Consider the following 22,640-nt stretch of genomic DNA (forward strand, 5'->3'; position numbering starts at 1 on the left):
GATAACCATGTTAAAAGTGGAAATGTTATCCACCGGGGATGAAGTGTTACACGGACAAATCGTTGACACTAACGCTGCCTGGCTGGCGGATTTTTTCTTTCACCAGGGATTGCCATTATCTCGCCGCAATACGGTGGGCGATAACCTTGATGATTTAGTGACCATTCTGCGCGAACGTAGTCAGCACGCCGATGTGCTGATCGTCAATGGCGGACTGGGGCCGACCAGTGATGATTTAAGCGCACTCGCCGCAGCGACAGCCAAAGGTGAAAGCCTGGTTCTTCATGAAGCCTGGCTCAATGAGATGGAACGCTATTTCCGCGAACGTGGTCGCGTAATGGCGCCGAGCAACCGCAAACAGGCGGAGCTGCCAGCCAGTGCTGAATTTATCAATAACCCGGTAGGCACCGCTTGTGGTTTTGCCGTGCAGCTTAACCGTTGCCTGATATTCTTTACCCCCGGCGTACCGTCGGAGTTTAAGGTGATGGTGGAGCATGAAATCCTGCCGCGCCTGCGCGAGCGTTTTTCTTTGCCGCAGCCGCCGGTTTGTCTGCGGCTGACCACTTTTGGTCGTTCGGAAAGCGATCTGGCACAAAGCCTGGATGCGTTGCAACTACCGCCAGGTGTGACGATGGGCTATCGCTCTTCCATGCCGATTATTGAACTGAAACTCACTGGACCGGCAAGCGAGCAACAGGCGATGGAAAAACTGTGGCTGGACGTTAAACGCGTCGCCGGGCAGAGCATGATTTTCGAAGGCACAGAAGGGCTGCCTGCACAAATCAGTCGCGAACTGCAAAGTCGCCAGTTCAGCCTGACGTTGAGTGAGCAATTCACCGGTGGTTTATTGGCTTTGCAACTCGCGCGCGCAGGTGCGCCATTACTGGCATGTGAAGTGGTTCCTTCACAGGAAGAAACTCTGGCGCAAACTGCACACTGGATTACAGAACGGCGGGCCAACCATTTTGCCGGACTGGCACTGGCTGTTTCTGGTTTCGAGAACGAGCATCTCAACTTTGCGCTAGCCACACCAGACGGCACTTTCGCTCTGCGTGTGCGTTTCAGCACTACGCGCTACAGCCTGGCTATCCGTCAGGAAGTGTGCGCAATGATGGCTCTGAATATGCTGCGCCGCTGGCTGAACGGGCAGAACATCGCCAGTGAGCATGGCTGGATTGAGGTTGTTGAGTCGCTGAGACTGTCGCCGCAATAATAGTCCAGGTGCCGGATGCTTCCGGCACCTGTTCGCGGGTTTATTGCTGTTTATTACGGAAACGAAAGATAAAATGTCGCATCCGCATCCGCTTTTCCTGGCGTTACATTACTTTCTGTCTGGATATATCGCGCACTAAAATTCAACGACGTGGCTGATTGCTGAATATTACTTAACTGTAAAACGTAATCAGGTTGATTAAGGGGGATAATATTTTTATTCTTATCTAAGATCTGTACGCCAACCCCGGAGGCAGAATTATTCTGTTGAGTTAGCTTCAGGATTGAATTATTACTTCCACTTACCGTATCGCCTTCAAAACGTATGGCGACATTGGTTCCCGGATCACACGTTAGTCCGATATTAAAATCTACCAGCGCCGAAGTGGAGTTAATCCCTTTGAAGGTGGTGTCGGAATTAATTCCTGCGGCGGGTGATAATGAAACTGGAACATCAGGCGTGTTCAGGTCGCAGCTCAATGAGTGAAGATTAATAATGGTGTTGCTAAATTCGAGAGAAAATGCCTCAATATTATTCCACCAAATGCCAGCATTACTAAAACGAGATAAATCAATTTCACCACTCTGTAATTCCCCGATGACTTTTAATTGTATGCGGAAATTACCCTCAACGGAGAAGTTGTTTTTATTTGCTGTGCTGGTATGTTTAGGGTATTCCATGCAGTAATTGTTTGGGGTGGTATTATTATTCTTTAAATCGTAAAATATTTTAATGCCGATGCCAGAATTTTTTCCATTAGTCAAAGGCACATTGAATAAACAGTTATCACTGCCGACTAAAGTTGAAGGAGAAGTGGCAAACCCTTCACTGTAATCAGGATGATTGTCTGAGCATGTGATCTGTCCTGAGTGACTGGAATGATAACTTCGATCAAAAATTATGGTTCCTGGCGCTGTATTTTTATTGTATTCAGAATTGATCGAAATATCAGAAAATGAAACTAATGCCGGTCCACCACTGGCGTAGCTACATGTTTTAGCGAAACTAAGAGAAGGAACAAAGGCTGCTATCAAAATAACCAGCAGCAATAACGTTTCACGACTTGTAACTTTATAAGTACTGATGATTTTTATCTTCATGATGTTAATCACACGCTGCGGTGGCAATAATAAGATTAGTCATGTTTTGCGGTGTCTGAAGTAGTTCTGGTGATATACGAACCTGGCAACTTTCAGTGGCCGATTTTCCCCACTTGACTTGCCATTTTTGATTAGCTTGTGCGCCGGATAAATACGTTTCACCGTTTCGCCCAACGAGGGTTGAAATTTGCTCATCTTCAGCAGTGACTACGGCTCCAAAGGGAACAAATTTGTCTTTATGCATTAAGGTTAAAAGTAATTTCTGACCATATCGCGTTGAAAAATTGGCTACGACTAATGCGCCTTCCGTAGGAATAACTTCTTGTACCGGTTCCGGTATTTCAACATTTGACGGCAAGGTTTGCGTATTGATGGCGATACGGTTGCGCTGAAATGCTGATGCGTAAGGGATGATGGAGTATCCTCGCCAGTCGGTATAAACCGACGTTCCTCTGTTAATGCCCAGCCCACTGGCATCAGGGGCGCGCACCAGAATCGATGATTCACCTAAAGACTGAGCAAGGGTTAATCCATACGGATGCAGAACAATTGCGCCCTGCATATTGTAATTTAATTGCCGTTGATCCTGACTATAGTTCCAGCCTGCGCCAATTACGCCTTTACTGGAGCGATAACTGAGTGACGTATTGCCACCATAACCTTGATCGCCATGACTTTGTTGCAGACTATAACTGAGATTATTATCTTCCAGCGCAGTACCGTTAAGCGCCACACTGTTTAAAGTGTGACCGCTATTACTGCTGGTGTTATTGTAATTAACATGCGCACCAGGTAACCATTTTCCTAGTGGAACGCTGACAGAAAGTGAGAGTTGTTGATCGTTCTTATTATTGTCTGGCATTCGTGTCAGTAAATAACTTAGGCTAAAACTCACATTTTCCCAACTATGACTATACCCTACGCTGAGGCTGCGCTCTTTACCCCCGAGTCCCCAATAATCTTGTTGATAGCCTGAAATATTGAACTGACCAAACGAGGGGATCGCCTGATTAATGGTAAGTTGTAACCGACGATGGCGGTTATAGTTGTTACGGTATGAAAACGCGTCGTCCTCATCATACTCTTTATTATTTTGTGCTTCGCTAAAGGTATAGAAATTCTCTGTGGAATAACGGTAGCCAGCAAGCGTGATATTCGTTTCAGTGCTGGAGAAATTTTTCGAGTAAAGCAATCGGTAAGATTGTCCTTGTTGTGAACTGTCATCAACCGTCTGGCTATATGAACGAGTAATGTCTGCTGAAAGCGAGCCAAAGTGTTGTAAATCGACACCCGCGCCTAATGCGCCAGAACGATAATCACTGGCAAAAATTGTGCCACCATAGAGGGTAATGCCTGCAGGTAAACCGTAAATCAGCGTCGCCTGAGCAAAGCCGGGTTTATCATGGGAGTTATCAGATGAGCGATATTCTCCGCCAGATAAACTATAAGACATGGCTCCTTCTCGGCGCATGACAGGAATTGAAGCTGATGCCTGAATATATTTTTGTTCGCTACCATCAGATTCTTTTACCGTGACTTCCATATCCCCACCAGAAGAAACAGGAGAGACATCATGTAATTCGAAAGGACCTGGGGATACCGTACTTTGGTAAATAATATAATTATTTTGTCGAATCGTCACTTGCGCATTGCTTTTGGCAACGCCGCGAATAACGGGGGCAAAACCTCTCATGCTGTAAGGAAGCATGTTTTCATTGCTTTCCAGTTTTACCCCGCGAAACTGGAAACTATCGAAAACGGCTGAATCTGTCCAGGTATCGCCAAGAATGAGTTTGCTGGTTAACGCAGGGATATTTCGCCAGATATAGGTATCAATATTTTGCCTGGTGCCATCGTTGTAATTAATGTTATTTCTTAAACGCCAGGGACCAAGATTAATACCATTATTCAGATTAAGGTATGAACTATTATCTGAACGACCATCTTGCCAATTATGTGAGCCGCTAAAATAGTAATTTGTAAACAACGCAGGCAATCCATTATCCCATAAAACCGGATCAATATACCCGTTTGCGGCATTGTTCATCGCCAGTTGTGGAACTGACAGATACAGGCGCAGCGAACTTTGCTCAAAGCGCACTGATGAAAAGGGAATATAATTTTCTAAATTCGTCACGATATCGTCATTTGCCAGCGTGGCAAATGACGCGGAGGGGCTATCGGCAACCCCCATAGCGATATACTCTTTTTTGCTTAACACAGGTAAGAGTTTGCTCGCTTTATCATCAACGACAAAATCAATATCTTTACGTGTAATGCGTTGATTATTCATAAAAACATCGACCCGATATTTACCGGGCACCAGGCCATCATTTTTGTCAAAATTTTTAATGGCTTCCAGTTCGCTTTCTGAAGCCCCTGACTCTAAAAGTTTGTAATTAAACACCTCGCGGGCGTAACTGTTTTGTAACAGTGTCAATGGCACTATTGTTACAACAACATGCAAACAAAATAGATGTAAGGAGTTCATGTTATTATTACTTTCCTTGTACGAGATAATTCCTGTCGTTTTCCTGAACAATCTATTGCGCTTATAACCGGGTCTTTATGGTATTTGTCGTACCGCCGTAATCATTTATTGCTGACCATTCAACACTATTGTTTTCAGAAGAGGATGCGGTCAGAGTATATGTTTGCTCGCCAAATGGATTGAGCATCATTTTCACAACGCCGTTTCCTTTATACGATACGGGCTTACCATTCACTGCCAGAGTGCGGAAGGTGACAAAGTAAGGTGTTGGGTTTTTGGCGATTAGCCTGTTGCCTTGTATCCGGAAAGCGATTTTGCTATAGGCGGTATTGGCATCATCAGCAAGCCCCTGCGGACGATAAAAAACTTTGAGCTGGCTCTGAACGGCAAATTGCAGTTGATTCGGCACCTGTGAAGACTCTTCTGACATCCCAGGAATGGATTTTACATTTAGCCAAAAAATGGATTCACGATCCTCCGGCAATTTTTGCGTACCGGTATAGATTAAGCGGAAAAGCGTGTTTTTCTGAGCTTCCAGTTTAACTAACGGCGGAGTGAGTACAAATGGCGTTTTCTTATTTGCATCATTGGCAAAGTCACTCATCCAGGCCTGAACAAGGTATGAACGCTCTTTATCTTGATTCGTCACTTCTACAGGGATTTCCCGCGCCGTGGACGGGTAAATAATTCTTGTTCCCCGAATAACCACTCCCCCGTAAGCAATGTTGGCAAATAATACAATCAGTAATAAAGAGTATTTTTTCATGCATTTTTACTTTAGTAATTAAGGGGTGTAGTAATTTCACCCCTTTGAAATATATCATTAATAGTAAGCGATACGATAATCCGCAGTCGCGTTACCCTGACCTTCAGTAATTGTATCTGCTGTTCTGACATAAACCGCTTTATAATTAAAGCTATGCTTGCCATCACCATTGGTTGGGCTAATGGATGAAAGTGTTACCGCAGAGCTTTCTGCATCGATACGATCAGTAGCAAAATTAATCGGTGAAGAAGCACCTTCACGATAAATACGAATACCTACGCCTGTTGCTTTATCTGCACCGGTGTCAATTGCCAGGGCTGTATTATCGGTGGCATCGGTGGTATTACCGCTAAATTCAAGGTTGATGCTACCTAATTGTGTCGTACAACCGGTAAGATTAATATTAAAATCTGTTGCAGAGTTTGCTGCTTCATTACCTACAGCAGCGCCAAAATCAGCAACGTCCACTGTCTGAAGCGTTACGGTCTGGTCATTCTGTCCCTTGCCTGTACCTTGCTCTAAGTCACAAGTTGATGCAGTAATTAGCCCATTGAAATGAACTTTACCGGCGGGAGTGTCCGCATAACTTAAAGCCGATATACCCATCAGGAGAACAGATAACGATGGAATGAGAATTTTTGCTTTCACTTAAGTTCCTTTTATATTGATGAATGGAATAATATTATATTTTTAATATATTAAACAGGCGGGATTATATACGCAAATAAATATTTATAAACAATTTTTTTTGCGGGAATTATCAAAGTAATTCTAAACATATAATGCTGGTGAATATGTTTAATTTTTAATAATCGTATGTTATTATTCTTTTAGGTAATGCGGTGGTGAATATTATTATTTATATCAATTAGTTTCTGAAGGGACATAATAAAGCTACTTTTAGATAGCGAGTGTCAATACATGGAAATGTGAAGTTAAGTAAAAAAATAGAGAGCAGTTATTCTGAAATATTCAGCGTGGATATGAATGGCAGGAGGTTTTCACGTCCTGCCAGTGAAGATTATTCAAGTGCCTGTGCCAGTAATGTCATTGGATGTTCGCAGCGTTTGCTGGTTGACATCTCAATCTGCCATTTACAGGTTTCGCAGTCGGTGACCACCAGATCCGCGCCGCTCTCTTCTATCTGGCGGAACAGCGGTGCACCGATGGCTTGTGAGGTGGGGTAGTTCTCTTTCTTGAAACCGTAGGTTCCTGCAATACCGCAGCACTGGGAATCCAGCACTGTTAGCTCAAGCCCTGGGATTTTGCGCAACAATTCCAGGGTGTAGAGCGTCCAGCCCATTTTTTCCATATGGCACGGGGTGTGATAGACCACTTTTAGCGGCAGTGGCTTCAGTGGCAAGGTTTTTCCTTCGTCCAGCTTGCGCCACAGCCAGCGGGTCGCCAGTTCGATATGATCGCGCAAGCCTTTGTTGTCGACATTCAGCACCTCCGGGTACTCGTCGCGCAGGGCAAATGTACAGGTTGAGGAGGTGGCAATCACCGGAATACCTTTTACCCCCACAGCTTCGCGGATCGACTCTACATTCGTGATTGCCTGTTTACGTGCTTTATCGGTAAAGCCGTTGGCGATCAGTGGTACACCGCAGCATTTTTCTTTGCTGAGCAGTTGCACGCCGGTGCCCATCGCGTTGAGCACTTTAATTAAATCTTTGCCTAACTGCGGATGGTTGTAGTTAACGAAGCAGCCATGGAAAAAGGCAACCTGGTCTTTATATTGCGCCTGCTGAGCCGCCACGCTGCGATACCAGCGACGGAACGTGCCGAAGGAGTATTTCGGCAGCGTGCGGCGATGATCGATTTTTAACGCCGCATCAAGCAGCTGCCGCACCGGTTTCAGCGAGGTGGCGGTGTTGACGATAGGCGCGAACGGCGTAGAAACACTGCCCATCAGGTCGGTATGACTCAACACAAAATTGCGCAGCGACGGGCGCGTGGTGTCATATTTCGCCCGCGCGCGTTGGATGATATCGCCAATCTTCACATCGGATGGGCAGGCGACTTCGCAACGTTTGCAGTTGATGCAATATTTCAGCGCCTCGTCATAAAGTGCACCATCTTTTAAACGCAGACGCTCACCGTCCGGCCCGGCCTGTTTGGGCCCCGGATAACCAGGATTTACCCGGCTCACCGGGCAGGCGGTGGTACAGACGGTGCACTTAATGCAGTTTTCGAAGCTGGTATCGTTCATTGTTGGCCTCCTGCGCGTTGGGCAATCTGTTGAGCAGCATGTAATGCACTGACAGCACAAACGCCGCCGCCGCATCCCTGAGCGATAGGATCAAATCCGCCCAGCACTGAACCGATGGCAAACAAGTTTTCTACCGTCTGGCCTGCCAGCGACGGACGTAGCGTCTCATCAGTGGTTACACCGAACTGCTGCCACGGTTGCGGCGCAAAAAAATCACTTCGATACCACTCACCCCGCGTGGTGGTTTGCAGCACATCAAGGCCGAAAATCGGCTCGCGGATGCCGTTACGTTCCGCGACCAGCCCGCCGCTAAAGAAACTGCCGCTGGCAAGTACCGCAAAGCGCGGACGTAGCGGAATATCGGCGTGATTACGTGTCCATATTTCACTGACTACGCCATTTTTGCAGGTCACTTTTTTCACTTCATCGCCCGGCATCCATACACCGCCCTGGCGCACGAACTGGCGCTGCAACTGGTTTTGCAGACGGATGCCCAGCACGGAAGGTGGCAGTGTCGGCAGTAACATTAATGAACAGGGCAATTGTTCGTTCAGCCAGCGCCAGAGTTTGTCATCAGCCAGGCCGAAGCAGGCGGGCATCAGGATCATTTCGCAGGTATTGGCGACAGGAATAAGCGCATCAAGTAACAGCGGCCAGTTTTCTTCATTATCAAGGAAACGGGCGATATTCACCGCGCGGAACTCGGTGGCGTTATTGCGCAGCACATCCAGTTCCGGCAGCTCTATTTCTGCGGTTTCAACCGAAAGATCCAGTTCACGTAACGAAGCCGCCGCAAGATGCGCCTGAAAATCCATTAGCCCGCTGATACCCACCACACATATTTTCTTCGCTGGCAGCGGCCAGACGGGGACTTCTGGCGAACTTAGCCAGGTTGAGCGCAGAGTGCCGAGCGGTGTAACCCGCTGGTGAGCCAGTTCAACGCTACCCTGCAATTGTGCACCGCTTTCAGCGATCAATGCCTGCGCCCGGCAAGCGAGATCGAGCACGCGCTGTGAGCCGAGAACACTGTAAGGATGGGCAGGAGCCTGATGGCTCAAAGATTCCAGGCCATCGTGAATGTCTGTCACCGGTTGACCGTCCGGTAGATGGCTCAGTAAATCCAGCGACCCGGACGAAAAATGCAGCGCGCTCTGACCACGAGTGACAATCGCACAACGCAGCCCGTGTTTTTGTAGTTGCAGGCCGCAGAGTAATCCGGCAAGACCGCCGCCCATAATGACAGTATCAAATCGCATCTTTCTGCTCCTTCTCCAGACCACACAGTCCCTGATAAACCCAACGGGTAAATTCGCTTTCGCGCAATGCATCGCCCCAGGCAACAGGTTGCACGCCTTTCCAGCGTTCGTTCAGGAAGGTGGAAAGTTGCTCGATAGATTGCGCAGATGTGGTGACATTAAAGCGTTGCAGCAGTCCGGCGGCGCGGCAGGCGCAGAGTTCGCCCTGGCAGGTGCCCATTCCCACACGGGTACGACGGCGCAAATCTAACAGACTGTTAACGTTCAAATTTTCTACTGCATATTGCACTTCGCCTGCGGTAACGGCTTCGCACTCACAGACCAGGCTGCGGTGCAGACGGCCTTCGCTCAGCCAGGCAGGCGTGCGATCGCCATGACGATAAACCGCTGAACCGCGAAGTGGCGCTGGCAGAGAGATGACTTTTTGCAGGGTGACTTCAGCCGGTTCCTGTGAGCCAGGTAGTGCCAGGTCGGCGGTAGTGCAGGGACGCGTGTTGCCCAGTTTGCGACATACCGCGTCGGTAGCCCATTCCGCCATCAGCCGATAGGTCATCAGTTTGCCGCCGGTGATGGTGATAAATCCGTCAAGGCCATCGCGTTCAGCATGGTCGAGCAGCACAATACCACGGCTGACGTTACGCCCACTTGGGTCGTCATCGCTGGCAACCAACGGGCGCACGCCAGAGTAGGCTCGCAGAATACGCGTTTTCGCCATCACCGGAGCCAGTTTCTCCCCTTCACGCAGCAGAATATCCACTTCTTCTGCCGTCACTCTGTTGTCGTCGATCTCATTGTAATCAATACGTAAAGAGGTGGTGCCAATCAGCGAAATGGTATCGCCGGGAACCAGAATATCGGCATCAGAAGGTTTACGGCAGCGGTTGATCACATGTTGATTAATGCGGTGATCCATGATCAGCAACGATCCTTTCGCCGGGAACATGCGAATGCGCAGATCGGCATATTCGGCAATGTGTTGCCCCCAGATCCCGGCGGCATTAACTACGACAGGCGCATGAAGTGCCTGAGTTTCGCCGGTGAGATGGTTACGTACACGAACACCGCACACCGTCGCGCCTTCACGAATCAGTCCAGTGACTTCATGAGCGGTGAGAATAACCGCACCGTGTTCTTTCGCATCGAGCATGTTTGCTGCGGTCAGACGAAATGGATCAACGGTGCCATCCGGAACTTTCACCGCGCCAATCAGTGCCGGGTTAACGGAAGGTTCGATAATGCGCGCTTGCTGCGGATCAATGGCTTCTGCGCTGATCCCTGCTTCCTGGCAAGCGTGGATAAACGTGGCCTGGAAGGAGAGGTCATCTTCCGGCAGGGTGATAAACAGACCGTTAGTTTGTTCAACGCAGTGGCGCGCAATGCGTTTTAATATCTTGTTTTCACTGATACATTCGCGGGCCGATTCTGCATCGGTTACTGCATAGCGCGCGCCGCTGTGCAGCAGACCGTGGTTACGCCCGGTCGCGCCTGTGGCGATGTCGTGGCGCTCAACCAAAATCACGCGCAGCCCGCGCAGGGCACAGTCGCGGGCAATCCCGGCTCCCGTTGCGCCGCCGCCAATGATAATCACGTCACTTGATTGCGAGTCGCGAGTTTTCATTGCTATCCCTCTGAAGTTCGTTTTTTACCATTTAGCCATAGTAAAAACATGAATTGTTTGATTTCGCGCATATTCGCTCATTATTCGAAAGTAAAACGTGATTTCATGCGCCTTTCAGAACATTTTGGCAATCTTATTTAATAATGTGTGCGGTAATTCACATTTAATTTATGAATGTTTTCTTAACATCGCGGCAACTCAAAAAAACAGCAGGTTCTTCCACTGAATCAGGCTGTTAATCATAAATAAGACCATGGGCCACGGAGGCTATAAATGTTGAGTATTTTTAAACCAGCGCCACATAAAGCGCGCTTACCTGCTGCGGAGATCGACCCGACCTATCGTCGATTGCGCTGGCAAATTTTCCTGGGGATCTTCTTTGGTTATGCCGCTTACTATCTGGTTCGTAAGAACTTTGCTCTTGCAATGCCTTACCTGGTGGAGCAGGGATTCTCGCGTGGCGATTTAGGTTTTGCGCTTTCAGGGATCTCAATCGCCTATGGATTTTCGAAATTCATCATGGGCTCGGTATCGGATCGCTCGAATCCGCGCGTTTTCCTGCCAGCAGGTTTGATTCTTGCTGCGGCAGTGATGCTGTTTATGGGCTTTGTGCCGTGGGCGACTTCCAGCATTGCGGTGATGTTCGTGCTGCTGTTCCTCTGCGGCTGGTTCCAGGGGATGGGGTGGCCGCCGTGTGGTCGTACCATGGTGCACTGGTGGTCACAGAAAGAACGTGGCGGCATTGTATCGGTGTGGAACTGTGCGCATAACGTCGGTGGTGGTATTCCGCCGCTGTTGTTCTTGCTGGGGATGGCCTGGTTCAATGACTGGCACGCGGCGCTTTATATGCCGGCTTTCTGTGCCATTCTGGTGGCGCTTTTCGCTTTTGCTATGATGCGCGATACCCCGCAATCCTGTGGTCTGCCGCCGATTGAAGAGTACAAAAATGATTACCCGGACGACTATAACGAAAAAGCGGAACAGGAACTTACCGCGAAGCAGATTTTCATGCAGTACGTACTGCCGAACAAACTGCTGTGGTACATCGCTATCGCCAACGTGTTCGTTTATTTGCTTCGCTACGGCATCCTCGACTGGTCGCCAACTTACCTGAAAGAGGTGAAACACTTCGCGCTGGATAAATCTTCTTGGGCCTATTTCCTTTATGAGTACGCGGGCATTCCGGGCACCCTACTGTGCGGCTGGATGTCGGATAAAGTCTTCCGTGGCAATCGTGGTGCAACCGGCGTCTTCTTTATGACTCTGGTGACCATCGCAACTATCGTTTACTGGATGAACCCGGCGGGCAACCCGACCGTAGATATGATTTGTATGATTGTCATTGGCTTCCTGATTTATGGCCCTGTCATGCTGATCGGTCTGCATGCGCTGGAACTGGCACCGAAAAAAGCGGCAGGTACGGCAGCGGGCTTTACCGGTCTATTTGGTTACCTGGGCGGTTCGGTGGCGGCGAGCGCGATTGTTGGCTACACCGTGGACTTCTTCGGCTGGGATGGCGGCTTTATGGTAATGATTGGCGGCAGCATTCTGGCGGTTATCTTGTTGATTGTTGTGATGATTGGCGAAAAACGTCGCCATCAGGAATTACAGCAAAAACGCAACGGAGGCTAATGGCATGAAATTGACGCTGAAAAACCTTAGCATGGCGATCATGATGAGTGGAATGATCATGGGAAGCAGTGCAATGGCGGCAGACAATAGCGAGAAAATTGTAATAGCCCATCGCGGCGCCAGTGGTTATTTACCGGAGCATACGCTGCCAGCAAAAGCGATGGCATATGCACAGGGCGCTGACTATCTGGAGCAGGATTTGGTAATGACCAAAGACGACCATCTGGTCGTCCTGCATGACCACTATCTTGATCGCGTTACTGATGTCGCCGATCGTTTTCCGGATCGGGCGCGTAAAGATGGTCGCTACTACGCGATAGATTTCACGCTGGATGAAATTAAGTCTCTGAAATTTACCGAAGGTTTCGATATTGTAAACGGCAAAAAAGTGCAGACTTTCCCCGGGCGATTCCCGATGGGTAAGTCTGACTTTCGTGTCCACACTTTCGAAGAAGAGATTGAATTTATTCAGGGATTAAATCACTCGACGGGGAAAAATATTGGCATCTATCCAGAAATTAAAGCGCCGTGGTTCCATCATCAGGAAGGGAAGGATATTGCGGCAAAAACGCTGGAAGTGTTGAAAAAATATGGTTACACCAACAAAGGGGACAAAGTTTATTTGCAATGCTTTGATGCTGATGAGCTGAAACGCATTAAAAATGAGCTGGAACCGAAAATGGGTATGGATCTCAATCTGGTTCAGTTGATTGCTTATACTGACTGGAATGAAACTCAGCAGAAGCAGCCGGACGGAACCTGGGTAAATTACAGCTATGACTGGATGTTTAAGCCGGGTGCCATGAAGCAGGTGGCGGAATATGCCGACGGTATTGGCCCCGATTACCATATGGTGATTGATGAGAAATCGCAGCCGGGTAATATCAAGCTTACCGGAATGGTAAAAGATGCACAGCAGAATAAGCTGGTGGTGCATCCTTATACCGTGCGGGCCGACAAGCTACCGGAATATGCCACCGATGTGAATCAATTGTATGACGCTCTGTATAACAAAGCAGGTGTTAATGGGCTGTTTACGGACTTCCCGGATAAGGCAGTAAAATTCCTCAATAAAGAGTAAATTCAGTGTCGGATGGCACTTATGTGCCATCCGATGCCACTCTTCATCCACACCCCTACATATAGTGGACATAGTTAATTCTTCAATAAAATCTGTTGATTATCCTTACTTGCTGTTATTTGGAGCGGGATGACTTGTTCCCGGCAAAAGAAATCCATTAAGAAACACTTTTTATTAAGTTTTTCTTAAGGTAAACACCTATAGTCATTGTCGTTAACAATAAAGACAGGCGACAGGGTATGGCAGTTTCAGCAAAGCACGATGAGTTCAATCATTGGTGGGCTACAGAAGGTGACTGGGTTGAGGAGCCGAATTACCGCCGCAACGGTATGAGCGGGGTGCAATGCGTCGAGCACAACGGCAAAAAGTTGTACGTGAAGCGCATGACTCACCACTTGTTTCATTCTATCCGCTATCCATTTGGGCGTCCGACGATTGTTCGGGAGATAGCTGTAATAAAAGATCTGAAGCGCGCTGGTGTGATTGTGCCGAACATCGTTTTTGGTGAAGCGGTGAAAATTGAGGGTGAATGGCGCGCGTTGCTGGTGACTGAAGATATGGCGGGGTTTGTCAGTATTGCTGACTGGTATTCACAACACGCAGTAATGCCTTATTCCGATGATGTACGGCAAGCCATGTTGAAAGCGGTGGCGCAGGCATTTAAAAAGATGCATAGCGTTAATCGTCAGCATGGTTGCTGTTATGTTCGCCATATCTATGTCAAAACAGAAGGTAAGGCAGAAGCAGGTTTTCTTGATCTGGAGAAAAGTCGCCGTCGTCTGCGTCGCCATAAGGCGATTCATCATGACTTCCGCCAGCTGGAGAAATATCTGGAGCCGATCCCCAAAGCGGATTGGGAGCAGGTGAAAGCGTATTACTACGCCATGTAATCGTTGTAGACCAGATAAGACGCATAAGCGTTGCATCTGGCGTTAGTACCCGATCACATCTCGATTTCAATATCGCCTTTTGCCCGGCAACAACAGGGCAAAATTTCCCCCGGCTGAATAAAGGCTAACGGTTCGGTAATCCAGTCCACCTGGCCTGCAACAAGGCGCGTGCGACAGGAGCCGCAGTAGCCTTCGCGGCACTGATACTCAACTGCCACATTGTGGGATTCCAGCGCCGCCAGCAGGGAAGGGTGTTCATCCTGGCACAGCAGTTGTGTGCCAGTGATGCGCAGGGTAACGCGAGCCATCAGAGTTGGAAGTTACTCAAATCGTCGGTGTCTACTTCCGAGTCAATCTGTCCGACCAGATAAGAACTGACTTCCACTTCCTGCGGAGCAACCTGTACGTTATCAGACACCAGCCAGGTGTTGATCCACGGGATCGGGTTGGAGCGCGTCTGGAACGGCAGATCTAAACCAACCGCCTGCATACGGATATTAGTGATGTACTCGACGTACTGGCAGAGAATGTCTTTATTCAGACCAATCATCGAACCGTCACGGAACAGATAATCCGCCCAATCTTTCTCTTGCTGTGCCGCCTGGACAAACAGGTCATAGCACTCTTGTTTACACTCTTCGGCAATTTCCGCCATCTCAGGATCGTCCGCGCCGCTGCGTAACAGATTCAGCATATGCTGAGTACCGGTCAGGTGCAGGGCTTCGTCACGGGCAATCAGACGAATAATTTTAGCGTTGCCTTCCATCAGCTCACGTTCAGCGAATGCGAAAGAGCAAGCGAAGCTGACGTAGAAACGAATCGCTTCCAGCGCGTTAACGCTCATCAGGCAGAGATACAGTTTTTTCTTCAGCTCGCGCAGGCTAACGGTCACGGTTTTGCCGTTGACGGTATGAGTGCCTTCGCCCAGCAGATGCCAGTAACTGGTCATTTCGATCAGTTCGTCGTAGTAAGCTGAAATCCCTTCCGCGCGTTTCTGGATCTGCTCGTTGGTGACGATATCGTCAAACACAACAGACGGATCGTTAACGATATTACGAATGATGTGCGTGTAGGAGCGGGAGTGAATTGTTTCCGAAAACGCCCAGGTTTCTACCCAGGTTTCCAGTTCGGGAATGGAAATCAGCGGCAGCAGCGCCACGTTCGGGCTACGACCCTGAATGGAATCCAGCAGCGTCTGATATTTCAGGTTGCTGATAAAGATGTGTTTTTCGTGCTCCGGCAGCGCCTGATAATCGATACGGTCGCGGGAGACGTCAACTTCTTCCGGGCGCCAGAAGAAAGAGAGCTGCTTTTCGATCAATTTTTCGAAGATTTCATATTTTTGCTGATCGTAGCGAGCCACGTTGACCGGCTGACCAAAGAACATGGGTTCTTTGAGCTGATCATTCTTCGTCTGTGAAAAGGTGGTATATGCCATGAATGTGTCCTGTGGTTTTATTACCCCTCACCCTAACCCTCTCCCGCAAGGGGAGAGGGGACGGTTTGGTGCAAAGGCTGGGGGATTATCAGATCTTACATGCGCCGCTTTCGCAGCCATCGTCCTGGATTGACGGCACCAGATCGTCCTGCGCGTCTTCAGCGCCGTCACGGGTGTTCTGATAATACAGCGTTTTGACCCCGAATTTGTAGGCGGTGAGCAGGTCTTTCAGCAACTGCTGCATCGGCACTTTTCCTGACGGGAAACGTGACGGATCGTAGTTGGTGTTAGCAGAGATCGACTGATCGATAAATTTCTGCATGATACCCACCAGTTGCAGGTAGCCATCGTTACCCGGCATTTCCCACAGCAGCTCATAGGCGTCGTGCAGGTGTTCGTAGTCAGGCACCACCTGGCGCAGAATACCGTCTTTCGACGCTTTAATGCTGACGTAACCGCGCGGCGGCTCAATACCGTTAGTGGCGTTGGAGATCTGCGAAGAGGTCTCGGACGGCATCAGAGCAGAAAGCGTGGAGTTACGCAGGCCGTGCGTTTTGATTGACTCACGCAACGCTTCCCAGTCGTAATGCAGCGGTTCATTGGCGATAGCATCCAGATCTTTCTTGTAGGTATCGATCGGCAGGATGCCTTTCGCGTAAGTGGTTTCGTTAAACCACGGACACGCGCCTTGCTCTTTCGCCAGCTCGTTAGACGCTTTCAGCAGGTAATATTGAATAGCTTCGAAGGTTTTATGCGTCAAGTTGTTGGCGCTGCCGTCAGAGTAGCGTTTACCGTGCTTCGCCAGGTAGTAAGCGAAGTTGATTACACCAATACCCAGCGTGCGACGACCCATCGCTCCGCGTTTGGCTGCCGGGATCGGGTAGTCCTGATAATCCAGCAACGCGTCGAGTGCGCGTACCGCCAGAATCGCCAGCTCTTCCAGTTCATCCAGGCTATTAATTGCGCCCAGGTTGAAAGCAGACAGCGTACACAGCGCGATTTCACCGTTTTCGTCGTTGACGTCATTGAGCGGTTTGGTCGGCAGGGCGATTTCCAGGCACAGGTTAGACTGGCGCACTGGTGCAATAGCCGGATCAAACGGGCTGTGGGTGTTGCAGTGGTCAACGTTCTGAATATAGATACGACCGGTAGACGCACGTTCCTGCATCATCAGCGAGAACAGCTCAACGGCTTTCACACGCTGCTTGCGGATGCTGTCGTCTTTCTCATATTTGGTATACAGACGTTCAAACTCTTCCTGATCGGCGAAGAACGCGTCGTACAGCCCCGGTACGTCGGACGGGCTGAACAGAGTGATATCTTCACCTTTCAGCAGGCGGGTATACATCAGTTTGTTGATCTGTACCCCGTAGTCCATATGACGCACGCGGTTGCCTTCCACACCACGGTTGTTTTTCAACACCAGCAGGCTTTCTACTTCCAGATGCCAAATTGGGTAGAACAGCGTTGCCGCACCGCCGCGCACACCGCCCTGAGAACAGGATTTCACCGCTGTCTGGAAATGTTTGTAGAACGGAATACAACCGGTATGGAACGCTTCGCCACCGCGAATCGGGCTACCCAGCGCACGAATACGACCGGCGTTGATGCCGATCCCGGCACGCTGGGATACGTATTTTACAATCGCGCTGGAAGTCGCGTTGATGGAATCCAGGCTGTCGCCGCACTCGATCAGTACGCAGGAGCTGAACTGACGAGTCGGGGTACGCACGCCGGACATGATTGGCGTCGGCAGCGAAATTTTAAATGTGGAAACCGCGTCGTAAAAACGCTTCACATATTGCAGACGGGTTTCACGCGGATAGTTTGAGAACAGGCAGGCAGCAACCAGAATATACAGGAACTGGGCGCTTTCGTAGATCTCGCCGGTTACGCGGTTTTGTACCAGATATTTGCCTTCCAGTTGCTTAACGGCAGCATAAGAGAAGGTCATATCACGGTCGTGATCGATAAACGTGTCCATCTGCTTGAACTCTTCTTCCGTGTAGTCTTCCAGCAGATGATTATCGTATTTGCCCATTTCGACCATTTTCTTCACATGGTCATACAGCGCAGGCGGCTCAAACTGGCCGTAGGCTTTTTTACGCAGGTGGAAAATTGCCAGGCGCGCGGCGAGGTACTGATAATCCGGTGCTTCACGGGAGATCAGGTCTGCGGCAGCCTTGATAATGGTTTCGTGGATGTCAGAAGTCTTGATACCGTCATAAAACTGAATGTGGGAGCGCAGTTCGACCTGGGAAATCGAAACGTTATGCAGTCCTTCTGCCGCCCAATCCAGAACGCGATGGATTTTGTCGAGATTGATGCGCTCTGTGCTACCGTTGCGCTTTGTCACCAGCAGATTCTGATTCATGTATGTAGTACCTGTTCTTTCCGAAATAGTTTCATGCAGACTACCTGTAGTGAGGGAAGTCGCTACAAACACTATATATAGGGGGTATGTTTGGGATTCACTGCAAGATAGTGTGAAAATGACCCTCTTGCAAGTGTATAACTTTGTGGATAACTCGCGACGGAAAAGGCGGCTTCCACGCACCTTAGGTCAGACAAGGTGTTCGGGAAAGTCAATGGGAAGAGAAAAAATTGTTAAAAATAACTGTTCGGTGATTTCTTGAACGTTCAATTTAAGATAATTATTGATCCAGGTTATTTATTGCGCTTATGTCAGATGTGGCGAAAATTGATACCATCACAAACTCATATCACGTCGACACTTATTGTTATGTTTATGATGTGAGCAAATGTAAAGAGGTGTGGTTCACGAAACAGATATTTTTTAATCAGTAGATGTAAAATAAAAGTTTGCGATATTGATTATTCCAGGTAAACAAGAAATGAATTAATCAGTTTAATATGTTTTAATTATCATTGTTTAATAATCAGGTAAACTTTGAAAGAAATAATTAATTCCTTTCTGTAAATATTATTGCTGGTGCGCTTATTTTAAAAATTTCTTGTTTACAATTGGTTATTATCTACAATCGCAATATGCCTTTTAATGATAGCCTATTATTTCTCACAGGCTGTCAGATCATGAATAAAAAATGGATTATTTTTATCAGGAAAGGATATCTGTTAATTTTCCTGGCTGTCGTTGCTTGCGTGTTTACGCGTGCAAACGCGGCGTCGCAGATTCTGTCTTCATGTCAGGGGGTTAATGTTTCTACCAGTTGCCTGGCCAGTCGCCAGAGCCTCTCAGGTAGTATGCAGACCTGGAGTGTTGCTGACGGGCAATGGCTTATTTTTTCCTCTATGGCAAATGATGCCAGTGGCGGGGCGGTATTTTTACAACAAGGAGCTGATTTCATATTGTCAGCACAAGGTGGAACAGGTATGACTCTGTTCGAAAATAATACCGTGAGTGGTGAATATAATAATGGAGGTGCTATTTTTGCGAAAGAAAACTCAACGCTGAATCTTACTCAGGTTATCTTCGACAGTAATGTGGCAGGAGGATATGGCGGGGCAATCTATTCTGCGGGTACAAATGACGCTGGTGATATTGATCTTAGCGTTACCAATGCTGTATTTACAGGTAATATTGCTAACGACGGCAAAGGTGGCGCAATTTATTCGATTAATAATAATATTTACTTAAATAATACGATTTTTAATCATAATCGGGCATATACATCAACAAGTTACAGTGATGGCGATGGTGGCGCTATCGATATCACTGATAATAATACGGAAACCATTCACCCATCAGAGTTCACAATAATTAATAACACCACGTTTACAGATAATATTGCTGAAGGTTACGGTGGCGCAATTTATAGCAGTAGTACGAACTCTCCCTATCTTATTGATATTTCGGTTGATGCCAGCTACAGCTACAACGGTGGCGTTTTGATGGATGAGAACAACAGTGCCGCAGGATATGGCGATGCGCCATCTGCATCGGCGGGCGGCTTTATGTACATCGATTCAAGTCAGGTCAGGTTTGATATCGCTGGTAATAAAACGTTGATTATTGGTGACCTGAGCAACGATGGTGCGCTCGATTCCATTGCCGGAACCGGAAGTATCAGCAAAACCGGCGCAGGCGAACTGGTGCTTAATGCGGATAATAATAATTTTACCGGCGAGATGCGGGTTGAAAACGGTGAAGTGACGCTGGGGCGTAGCAATTCGCTGATGAATGTTGGCGATGATCGTTGCCAGAGTAATCCACAAAATTGCTATGGACTGATGGTCGGCAGTATCAGTCATCGGGATGATCAGGCAGAACTTAACGTTGGCGCAACACAGCAGACTTTTGTTCACTCACTGACGGGTTTTCAGAATGGCACTTTAAATATTGATGCTGGCGGTAACGTGACGGTAAATGCCGGCGGGTTTAGCGGAACTATTGAAGGTGAAGGGCAACTGACCATTGCTGAAAATGGTAGCTATGCGCTGGCGGGGGCGTCGTCGATGGCACTGACCGGCGATGTCGTGGTAGAAGATGGCGCAATCCTCTCGCTGGCGGGAAACGCGGCGGATCTGGCGGCGATGCAGGACGATCCGCAGTCAATTGTATTAAACGGTGGCGTATTAGATCTTTCCGATTTCACCACCTGGCAGAGCGGTACGTCAGAGAACGATGGGCTGGAAATCAGTGGTAACGGCGGTACGGTGATTGGTCAGCAGGACGTTGTCGATCTTTATAGTGGTGAGGATTTGCATATTGGCGATGACGGGAAAAAAGGCGTCTATGTAGTGGTAGATGCAGGCGATGGACAGGTAAGCCTGGCGAATGACAATCAATACCTCGGCACAACACAAATCGCTTCCGGCACGCTGGTAGTGAGCAACAATTCTCAGCTTGGTGATACTCACTATAACCGCCAGGTTATCTTCACTGATAATCAACAAGATAGCGCGATGGAGATTACGGCTGATGTCGATACTCGCTCTGCGATGGCTGGTCATGGGCGTGATATCGAAATGCGCGCTGATGGCGAAATTGTGGTTGACGATGGTGCAGTGACGCAGTGGGGCGCATTGATCGCCGACAGCAGTGGACAGCACCAGGACGCGGGAACCACACTGACGAAAACCGGTGCAGGCACGCTGGAACTGACTGCCAGCGGCACGGCGCAGTCGGCGGTGCGAGTGGAAGAAGGTACGCTGAAAGGTGATGTTGCGGATATCTTTCCTTACGCTTCGTCGCTGTGGGTTGGTGACGGGGCAACGTTCGAGACTGGCGCGGATCAGGATATTCAGTCTATTGATGCCAGTTCCAGTGGCACTATCGACATCAGCGATGGCACGGTTTTGCGTTTAACCGGGCAGGATACGTCTGTGGCGCTCGACGCCTCATTATTTAACGGTGGCGGTACGCTGGTGAATGTCACCGATGGCGTTACGTTAACGGGCGAGCTTAATACCAACCTTGAAACTGACATCCTGACTTATCTTCCTGGCGTGACGATCAATGGTGATCTGAGCAATACTTTCGGCGCGGTCAGCCTGCAAAATGGCGTCGCTGGCGATACCCTGATCGTAAACGGTGATTACAACGGTGGCGGTACGTTGTTGCTCGACAGCGAATTAAACGGCGATGACTCGGTAAGCGACCGGTTGGTGTTGAACGGTAATACCGCTGGCAACACGACCGTGGTGGTTAACCCCATTACTGGCATTGGCGATCCGACATCTACAGGTATAAAAGTGGTTGATTTCGCTGGCGATCCCACACAATTTCAAAATAACGCGCAGTTCAGTCTGGCGGGCAGCGGCTACGTCAATATGGGAGCGTATGACTACACGCTGGTGGAAGATAACAACGACTGGTATTTGCGATCACAAAAAGTCACGCCTCCATCGCCACCTGATCCAGATCCGACTCCCGATCCGGCTCCCACGCCCGCTTATCAGCCGGTGTTGAATGCAAAAATTGGTGGATATCTTAATAACCTTCGGGCGGCAAATCAGGCGTTTGTGATGGAGCGACACGATCACGCAGGTAGCAACGGTCAGACGCTGCATTTGCGCATTATCGGCGGACGTTATCATTACACGGCGGCAGGGCAACTGGCTCAGCATGAAGACACCTCTACGGTGCAGCTTAGCGGTGACCTGTTTAGGGGGCGCTGGGGCGATGATGGCGAATGGATGCTTGGGATTGTCGGTGGCTACAGCGATAACCAGGGCGACAGCCGCTCGAATATGACTGGAACTCGCGCCGATAACCAGAACCACGGTTATGCCGTTGGGCTGACTTCGAGCTGGTTTCAGCATGGTAGCCAGCAGCAGGGGGCGTGGCTGGATAGCTGGCTGCAATACGCGTGGTTTAGCAATGATGTTTCCGAACAAGGCGATGGCGCGGATCATTACCACTCGTCGGGGAGCATCGCCTCGCTGGAAGCTGGCTATCAGTGGTTATCGGGGCATGGTGTGGTAATCGAACCACAGGCGCAGGTGATTTATCAGGGCGTGCAGCAGAATGATTTTACCGCCGCTAACCGTGCGCGGGTGTCGCAATCGCAGGGCGATGATATTCAGACGCGTGTCGGGATACATAGCGAATGGCGTAATGCTTTCCATATCACGCCAACCCTGGATCTGAATTATTATCACCATCCCCATTCGGCGGAAATTGAAGACGATGGCAGCAATATCAGCGACGATGCGGCGAAGCAGCGTGGTGAAATAAAAGTGGGGATAACAGGCAATATTAGCCAGCGAGTTTCCCTGCGCGGCAGCGTTGCATGGCAGAAGGGAAGTGATGATTTTGCCCAGACGGCAGGATTTTTGTCGATGACGGTGAAATGGTAATTGTTGTCCGCCCGGCATCGTTGCCGGGTGCGGCGTAAACGCCTTATCCGACCTACGGGGGAGTCATTTGTAAGCCTGATAAGACACAGCAAGCGTCGCATCAGGCATTGGTACGGTTGCCAGATGAATCCGGTCAACAGGAGAGCCATTTGTAGGCCTG

Annotated in this window: 15 protein-coding genes; 5 read left to right on the forward strand and 10 right to left on the reverse strand. The window is 49.0% G+C overall.

Going from position 1 to position 22,640, the window contains the following annotated elements; genetic code table 11:
* Nucleotides 1–7 precede the first annotated feature (7 nt).
* The gene (locus tag LG381_RS11515) at nt 8–1,213 is read left to right on the forward strand and encodes a nicotinamide mononucleotide deamidase-related protein YfaY (RefSeq protein WP_000921646.1); all 1,206 of its coding nucleotides are present in this window, start codon (nt 8–10) and stop codon (nt 1,211–1,213) included.
* A 53-nt stretch (nt 1,214–1,266) separates the two neighbouring features.
* Here the strand turns inward: LG381_RS11515 and LG381_RS11520 are convergent, their stop codons facing one another.
* The 7 genes from LG381_RS11520 to glpA form a co-directional block, all read right to left on the reverse strand.
* On the reverse strand, nt 1,267–2,313 hold the full coding sequence (locus LG381_RS11520; protein ID WP_222680244.1) for a fimbrial protein: 1,047 nt from the start codon (nt 2,311–2,313) through the stop codon (nt 1,267–1,269).
* Between the two features lie 4 nt (nt 2,314–2,317).
* Nucleotides 2,318–4,804, reverse strand: coding sequence for a fimbria/pilus outer membrane usher protein (locus LG381_RS11525; RefSeq protein ID WP_225762432.1), 2,487 nt, complete (start codon nt 4,802–4,804; stop codon nt 2,318–2,320).
* Between the two features lie 61 nt (nt 4,805–4,865).
* Nucleotides 4,866–5,570, reverse strand: a complete 705-nt coding sequence (locus LG381_RS11530) for a molecular chaperone (RefSeq protein ID WP_175119482.1) — start codon at nt 5,568–5,570, stop codon at nt 4,866–4,868.
* 57 nt (nt 5,571–5,627) lie between these two features.
* Nucleotides 5,628–6,218 (reverse strand): fimbrial protein, encoded by a 591-nt coding sequence (locus tag LG381_RS11535; protein ID WP_225762433.1) that lies wholly within the window; start codon nt 6,216–6,218, stop codon nt 5,628–5,630.
* Between the two features lie 373 nt (nt 6,219–6,591).
* Complete coding sequence (glpC, locus tag LG381_RS11540) at nt 6,592–7,782, reverse strand: anaerobic glycerol-3-phosphate dehydrogenase subunit GlpC (RefSeq protein ID WP_065227295.1); 1,191 nt, start codon at nt 7,780–7,782, stop codon at nt 6,592–6,594.
* On the reverse strand, nt 7,779–9,038 hold the full coding sequence (glpB, locus tag LG381_RS11545; RefSeq protein WP_225762434.1) for a glycerol-3-phosphate dehydrogenase subunit GlpB: 1,260 nt from the start codon (nt 9,036–9,038) through the stop codon (nt 7,779–7,781). Before glpB ends, glpC begins: the two co-directional genes overlap by 4 nt.
* Complete coding sequence (gene glpA, locus LG381_RS11550; RefSeq protein ID WP_000857223.1) at nt 9,028–10,656, reverse strand: anaerobic glycerol-3-phosphate dehydrogenase subunit A; 1,629 nt, start codon at nt 10,654–10,656, stop codon at nt 9,028–9,030. Before glpA ends, glpB begins: the two co-directional genes overlap by 11 nt.
* 273 nt (nt 10,657–10,929) lie before the next feature.
* Between glpA and glpT the strand changes: the two genes are divergently transcribed.
* The 3 genes from glpT to inaA all read left to right on the forward strand — a co-directional run bounded on the left by glpT (nt 10,930) and on the right by inaA (nt 14,259).
* Nucleotides 10,930–12,288: a glycerol-3-phosphate transporter gene (glpT, locus tag LG381_RS11555; RefSeq protein WP_000948734.1), complete on the forward strand. Its 1,359-nt coding sequence runs from the start codon at nt 10,930–10,932 to the stop codon at nt 12,286–12,288.
* A gap of 4 nt (nt 12,289–12,292) precedes the next feature.
* On the forward strand, nt 12,293–13,369 hold the full coding sequence (gene glpQ, locus LG381_RS11560; RefSeq protein ID WP_222680249.1) for a glycerophosphodiester phosphodiesterase: 1,077 nt from the start codon (nt 12,293–12,295) through the stop codon (nt 13,367–13,369).
* Between the two features lie 239 nt (nt 13,370–13,608).
* Complete coding sequence (gene inaA, locus LG381_RS11565) at nt 13,609–14,259, forward strand: lipopolysaccharide kinase InaA (RefSeq protein WP_222680250.1); 651 nt, start codon at nt 13,609–13,611, stop codon at nt 14,257–14,259.
* 53 nt (nt 14,260–14,312) lie between these two features.
* Here the strand turns inward: inaA and yfaE are convergent, their stop codons facing one another.
* From yfaE to nrdA, 3 genes are all read right to left on the reverse strand, one after another.
* Nucleotides 14,313–14,567 carry a ferredoxin-like diferric-tyrosyl radical cofactor maintenance protein YfaE gene (yfaE, locus tag LG381_RS11570; protein WP_096979870.1) on the reverse strand — a complete coding sequence of 85 codons (255 nt, stop codon included), beginning with the start codon at nt 14,565–14,567 and terminating at the stop codon, nt 14,313–14,315.
* On the reverse strand, nt 14,567–15,697 hold the full coding sequence (nrdB, locus tag LG381_RS11575) for a class Ia ribonucleoside-diphosphate reductase subunit beta (RefSeq protein WP_000332038.1): 1,131 nt from the start codon (nt 15,695–15,697) through the stop codon (nt 14,567–14,569). The genes yfaE and nrdB overlap by 1 nt, the downstream gene beginning before the upstream one ends.
* A gap of 88 nt (nt 15,698–15,785) precedes the next feature.
* Nucleotides 15,786–18,071: a class 1a ribonucleoside-diphosphate reductase subunit alpha gene (gene nrdA, locus LG381_RS11580; RefSeq protein ID WP_001075191.1), complete on the reverse strand. Its 2,286-nt coding sequence runs from the start codon at nt 18,069–18,071 to the stop codon at nt 15,786–15,788.
* A gap of 680 nt (nt 18,072–18,751) precedes the next feature.
* Between nrdA and yfaL the strand changes: the two genes are divergently transcribed.
* The gene (gene yfaL, locus LG381_RS11585) at nt 18,752–22,480 is read left to right on the forward strand and encodes an AIDA-I family autotransporter adhesin YfaL/EhaC (RefSeq protein ID WP_225762435.1); all 3,729 of its coding nucleotides are present in this window, start codon (nt 18,752–18,754) and stop codon (nt 22,478–22,480) included.
* Nucleotides 22,481–22,640: the final 160 nt, after the last annotated feature.

The sequence above is a fragment of the Escherichia sp. Marseille-Q3837 genome (assembly GCF_916618735.1).
In the GTDB taxonomy this organism is placed as follows: Bacteria; Pseudomonadota; Gammaproteobacteria; order Enterobacterales; family Enterobacteriaceae; genus Escherichia; species Escherichia ruysiae.

Excerpts from the sequence above, each read along its gene's own strand:
- LG381_RS11530 (WP_175119482.1), bottom strand. The coding sequence starts at position 5,570 with ATGAAAAAATACTCTTTATTACTGATTGTATTATTTGCCAACATTGCT.
- yfaE (WP_096979870.1), bottom strand. The coding sequence starts at position 14,567 with ATGGCTCGCGTTACCCTGCGCATCACTGGCACACAACTGCTGTGCCAG.
- LG381_RS11515 (WP_000921646.1), top strand. The coding sequence starts at position 8 with ATGTTAAAAGTGGAAATGTTATCCACCGGGGATGAAGTGTTACACGGA.
- nrdB (WP_000332038.1), bottom strand. The coding sequence starts at position 15,697 with ATGGCATATACCACCTTTTCACAGACGAAGAATGATCAGCTCAAAGAA.
- LG381_RS11520 (WP_222680244.1), bottom strand. The coding sequence starts at position 2,313 with ATGAAGATAAAAATCATCAGTACTTATAAAGTTACAAGTCGTGAAACG.
- glpB (WP_225762434.1), bottom strand. The coding sequence starts at position 9,038 with ATGCGATTTGATACTGTCATTATGGGCGGCGGTCTTGCCGGATTACTC.
- glpA (WP_000857223.1), bottom strand. The coding sequence starts at position 10,656 with ATGAAAACTCGCGACTCGCAATCAAGTGACGTGATTATCATTGGCGGC.
- nrdA (WP_001075191.1), bottom strand. The coding sequence starts at position 18,071 with ATGAATCAGAATCTGCTGGTGACAAAGCGCAACGGTAGCACAGAGCGC.
- glpC (WP_065227295.1), bottom strand. The coding sequence starts at position 7,782 with ATGAACGATACCAGCTTCGAAAACTGCATTAAGTGCACCGTCTGTACC.
- glpT (WP_000948734.1), top strand. The coding sequence starts at position 10,930 with ATGTTGAGTATTTTTAAACCAGCGCCACATAAAGCGCGCTTACCTGCT.
- yfaL (WP_225762435.1), top strand. The coding sequence starts at position 18,752 with ATGAATAAAAAATGGATTATTTTTATCAGGAAAGGATATCTGTTAATT.
- glpQ (WP_222680249.1), top strand. The coding sequence starts at position 12,293 with ATGAAATTGACGCTGAAAAACCTTAGCATGGCGATCATGATGAGTGGA.
- inaA (WP_222680250.1), top strand. The coding sequence starts at position 13,609 with ATGGCAGTTTCAGCAAAGCACGATGAGTTCAATCATTGGTGGGCTACA.
- LG381_RS11525 (WP_225762432.1), bottom strand. The coding sequence starts at position 4,804 with ATGAACTCCTTACATCTATTTTGTTTGCATGTTGTTGTAACAATAGTG.